Origin of the sequence: Pseudomonas brassicae (assembly GCF_010671725.1) — a bacterium.
Classification (GTDB): domain Bacteria; phylum Pseudomonadota; class Gammaproteobacteria; order Pseudomonadales; family Pseudomonadaceae; genus Aquipseudomonas; species Aquipseudomonas brassicae.
The window spans coordinates 1-3,620 of record NZ_JAAHBU010000168.1 but is presented as its reverse complement, the minus strand read 5'-3'; the positions used below and the strand labels follow the sequence as shown (position 1 = coordinate 3,620).

Here is a 3,620-nt window from a genome sequence, read left to right as displayed (position 1 = left end):
CTGACCGGCCAGTTGTACCAGATGCTGCCTACCCAGTTGCCCACCTGCGAGCCGCAGAAGGCCAGGTTCTGGAAGTCGCAGGGAAAGCTGTTGAACTCCTCGCCCGGGCCGAAGCGACCGGCCTTGAGGTCGAGCTTGCCGTCGAAATACTTCTGTTTGACCCACAGCTGGGTCAAGCGCCAGGTCTGGCCGCGCCCCCACACCTCCTGCACCGAGCTGAACTGCCCGGCCCGCGGGTCGCTAATGCGGTCATTGGACAGGTTGCGCCCGCTGCGCTCGGTGATTGCCAGCTTGAACTCGGCGTCGTCCCAGCCCAGCACCTTCTGCAGGTCGAGCTTCACGCCCAGGGCGAACTGGTCGCTGTAGCGTGCAGTCTTGTCGTTGTTGTAGCCGCCATCGAGGTTGCCGGCGACTTCACCCACGTAATCCAGCGAGAAGTCGTAGCCTTTCTCCAGCAGCTCGGTGCGCATGCCGCCCCAGTCGCCGCTCATCCATTTGGACTCAGGGTCGAAGGCGCCGGCAGCGTGCGCCCCACAACTGACCCCGAAGGCCGCCAGCAGAGTCATGCAGCCCCGAGGCAAAATGCGTTTGAAATGCTCCATCCCTTGTTTCCTCGTTTTATTGTTTTCGATGGTGTTCATGCGCTACAGCGAATTCAGCGGCCCTTGAAGTGGGCGATGTTGTCCCTGCCGGTGATTTCAACAGGTGTGCCTGCACGCCCCAGGCGTTCGCCCGTGACAGCATCGAACAGCAGCACCCGGGCCGGATCGAACTGCAGTGTCAGGTTCTCGCCCACCTGCGGTGCGAACTCCGGCGCCAGGCGACAGCACACCTTGGTCTGGTTGAGGGTGACGAACACCAGGGTGTCGGGGCCGGTGGGCTCGGTGATCTGCACCTGGGCGCGAATGCTGGGCAGGCCATTGCCCTCGCTGGCGGCCAGACTGATCTGCTCGGGGCGAATGCCCAGGATCACCTCGCGATCCTCCAGCCCCGCCTCGCCGATGCCCAGCGGCAGCTCGCAACGCGCCTGACCACTGTCGAGCAACGCCAGCAGGCGGCCCTCCTTGCGCTGCAGGCGCAGGGGGATGAAGTTCATCGGCGGCGAACCGATGAAGCTCGCCACGAACAGGTTGGCCGGGTCGTTGTAGATCTGCTGCGGGGTGCCGAACTGCTGGATCAGCCCGTCCTTCATCACCGCCACCTTGTCGCCCAGGGTCATGGCCTCGATCTGGTCATGGGTGACATACACGGTGGTGGTCTTCAGGCGCTGGTGCATCAGTTTGATCTCGGTGCGCATCTCCACCCGCAGCTTGGCGTCGAGGTTGGACAGCGGCTCGTCGAATAGGTAGATCTTGGGCCGGCGCGCCAGTGCCCGCCCCATCGCCACGCGCTGCTGCTGGCCACCGGACAGTTGGCCGGGCTTGCGCGCCAGCAGGTGCTCGATCTGCAGCAGCCTGGCGACCCGCGCCACCTCTTCATCGATGGCCGCCGGGGCCATCTTGCGGATCTTCAGCCCGAAGGCGATGTTGTCGCGCACGTTCATGGTGGGGTACAGCGCGTACGACTGGAACACCATGGCGATGTCACGATCCTTGGGGCTCATGCCGCTGATGTCGGCGTCGTCCACCAGGATCGCCCCGCCGCTGATCTGCTCAAGGCCCGCGATGCAGTTCATCAGGGTCGACTTGCCGCAGCCCGAAGGCCCGACCAGGATCAGGAACTCGCCCGAGCCGATCTTCAGTTCGATGTTCTTCAAGGTATCCGGCAGGCCACTGCCGTAGGTCTTGTTGACGTTGCGCAATTCAAGCGTTGCCATGTTTCACCCCTTGACCGCGCCGGCCGTAAGCCCGCGCAGGAAATACTTGCCAGCCAGCACATAGACCAACAGGGTCGGTAACCCGGCGATCATCGCCGCCGCCATGTCGACGTTGTATTCCTTGACCCCGGTACTGGTGTTGACCAGGTTGTTCAGGGCCACGGTGATCGGTTGTGCATCGCCGCTGGCGAACACCACACCGAACAGAAAGTCGTTCCAGATCTGCGTGAACTGCCAGATCAGGCACACCATGATGATCGGGATCGACATGGGCAGCAGGATGCGCCCGAAAATGGTGAAGAACCCCGCACCATCCAGGCGCGCCGCCTGCACCAGGGCCTGCGGCACACTGGTGTAGTAGTTGCGGAAAAACAGCGTGGTGAAGGCCAGGCCGTAGACGATGTGCATCAGCACCAGACCCGTGGTGGTGCTGGCGATACCCAGCTTGCCGAGGGTGAACGAGGCCGGCAGCAGCACGGTCTGGAACGGCAGGAAGCAGCCGAACAGCAGCAGCCCGAAGAACAGTTGCGAGCCGCGAAAACGCCACATCGACAGCACGTAGCCATTGAGCGCGCCCAGCAGTGTGGAAATCACCACGGCCGGCACGGTGATCTTTACCGAGTTCCAGAAGTAGCCACCCACCGCGTCCCAGGCCTTGATCCAGCCGATGCCAGTGATCACCTCGGGCCAGCTCAGCAGGTTGCCGCTGCGGATGTCGTCGGGGCTCTTGAAGCTGGTCAGCAGCATCACGATCAGCGGTATCAGGTACACCGCGCAGGCGCCGATCAGGGTGGTGTAGATGGCCAGGCGGCTGAGGCTCAGGCGGCGCGGCAGCAATACGTTACTCATGGCGCTTGCCCCTCAGTTCGGAATACAGGTACGGCACCAGGATCGACAGGATCGCCCCCAGCATCAGGATCGCGCTGGCCGAGCCCATGCCCATCTGGCCGCGGCTGAAGGTGAACGAGTACATGAACATCGCCGGCAGGTCCGAGGCGTAGCCCGGGCCGCCGGCGGTCATGGCGGCCACCAGGTCGAAGCTCTTGATCGCGATGTGCGCGAGGATCATCAGCGCACTGAAGAACACCGGGCGCAGGCTGGGCAGCACGATGCGCAGGTAGATCGTCGGCAGGCTGGCGCCGTCGACCTGGGCGGCGCGGATGATCGACTGGTCGACCCCGCGCAGGCCGGCCAGGAACAGCGCCATGACAAACCCCGAGGCTTGCCACACGGCGGCGATCACCAGGCAGTAGACGACGCGGTCGGGGTCGACCAGCCAGTCCAGGCGAAAGCCTTCCCAGCCCCAGTCGCGCAGCATCTTGTCCAGGCCCAGCCCCGGGTTGAGCAGCCACTTCCAGGCGGTACCGGTGACGATCATCGACAGCGCCATGGGGTAGAGGTAGACCGTACGGATAAAGCCTTCGCGGCGGATGCGCTGGTCGAGCAGCACCGCCAGCACTACACCCACCACCAGGCTGATGCCGATGAACAGGCCGCCGAACAGCAGCAGGTTCTTGCTCGCCACCCACCAGCGATCGTTTTCCATCAGGCGCGCATACTGCGCCAGGCCGACCCATTTGTAGCTGGGCATGAAGCTGGAGTTGGTGAAGGACAGGACAAAAGTCCAGAGGATGTAGCCATAGAACCCCACCAGCACGATCAGCATGCTCGGCGCCAGCACCAGTTTGGGCAGCCAGCGTTGCAATGCGTCGAGGGGGGAGGCCTTGTTGAGGACGGCAACAGTGCTCATCGGAAGGATCTCGGTTGGAGGTGGCGGTGCTATGCACCGCTTCGCTGGCAAGCC

General features: G+C 63.7%; 4 protein-coding genes. All 4 read right to left on the bottom strand.

What is annotated here, in order from left to right; translation table 11 throughout:
- Window positions 1-566, bottom strand: a 566-nt coding sequence (locus G3436_RS13390) for a carbohydrate porin (protein ID WP_420801211.1), incomplete at its 3' end; no start/stop codon positions are given.
- An 89-nt stretch (window positions 567-655) separates the two neighbouring features.
- A complete protein-coding gene (locus G3436_RS13385; RefSeq protein ID WP_163945667.1) occupies window positions 656-1,816 on the bottom strand; it encodes an ABC transporter ATP-binding protein in 1,161 nt (386 codons plus the stop codon).
- Window positions 1,817-1,819: 3 nt separating this feature from the next.
- The gene (locus G3436_RS13380) at window positions 1,820-2,665 is read right to left on the bottom strand and encodes a carbohydrate ABC transporter permease (RefSeq protein WP_163945664.1); all 846 of its coding nucleotides are present in this window, start codon (window positions 2,663-2,665) and stop codon (window positions 1,820-1,822) included.
- Complete coding sequence (locus G3436_RS13375; protein WP_163945661.1) at window positions 2,658-3,566, bottom strand: carbohydrate ABC transporter permease; 909 nt, start codon at window positions 3,564-3,566, stop codon at window positions 2,658-2,660. The genes G3436_RS13380 and G3436_RS13375 overlap by 8 nt, the downstream gene beginning before the upstream one ends.
- Window positions 3,567-3,620 lie beyond the last annotated feature (54 nt).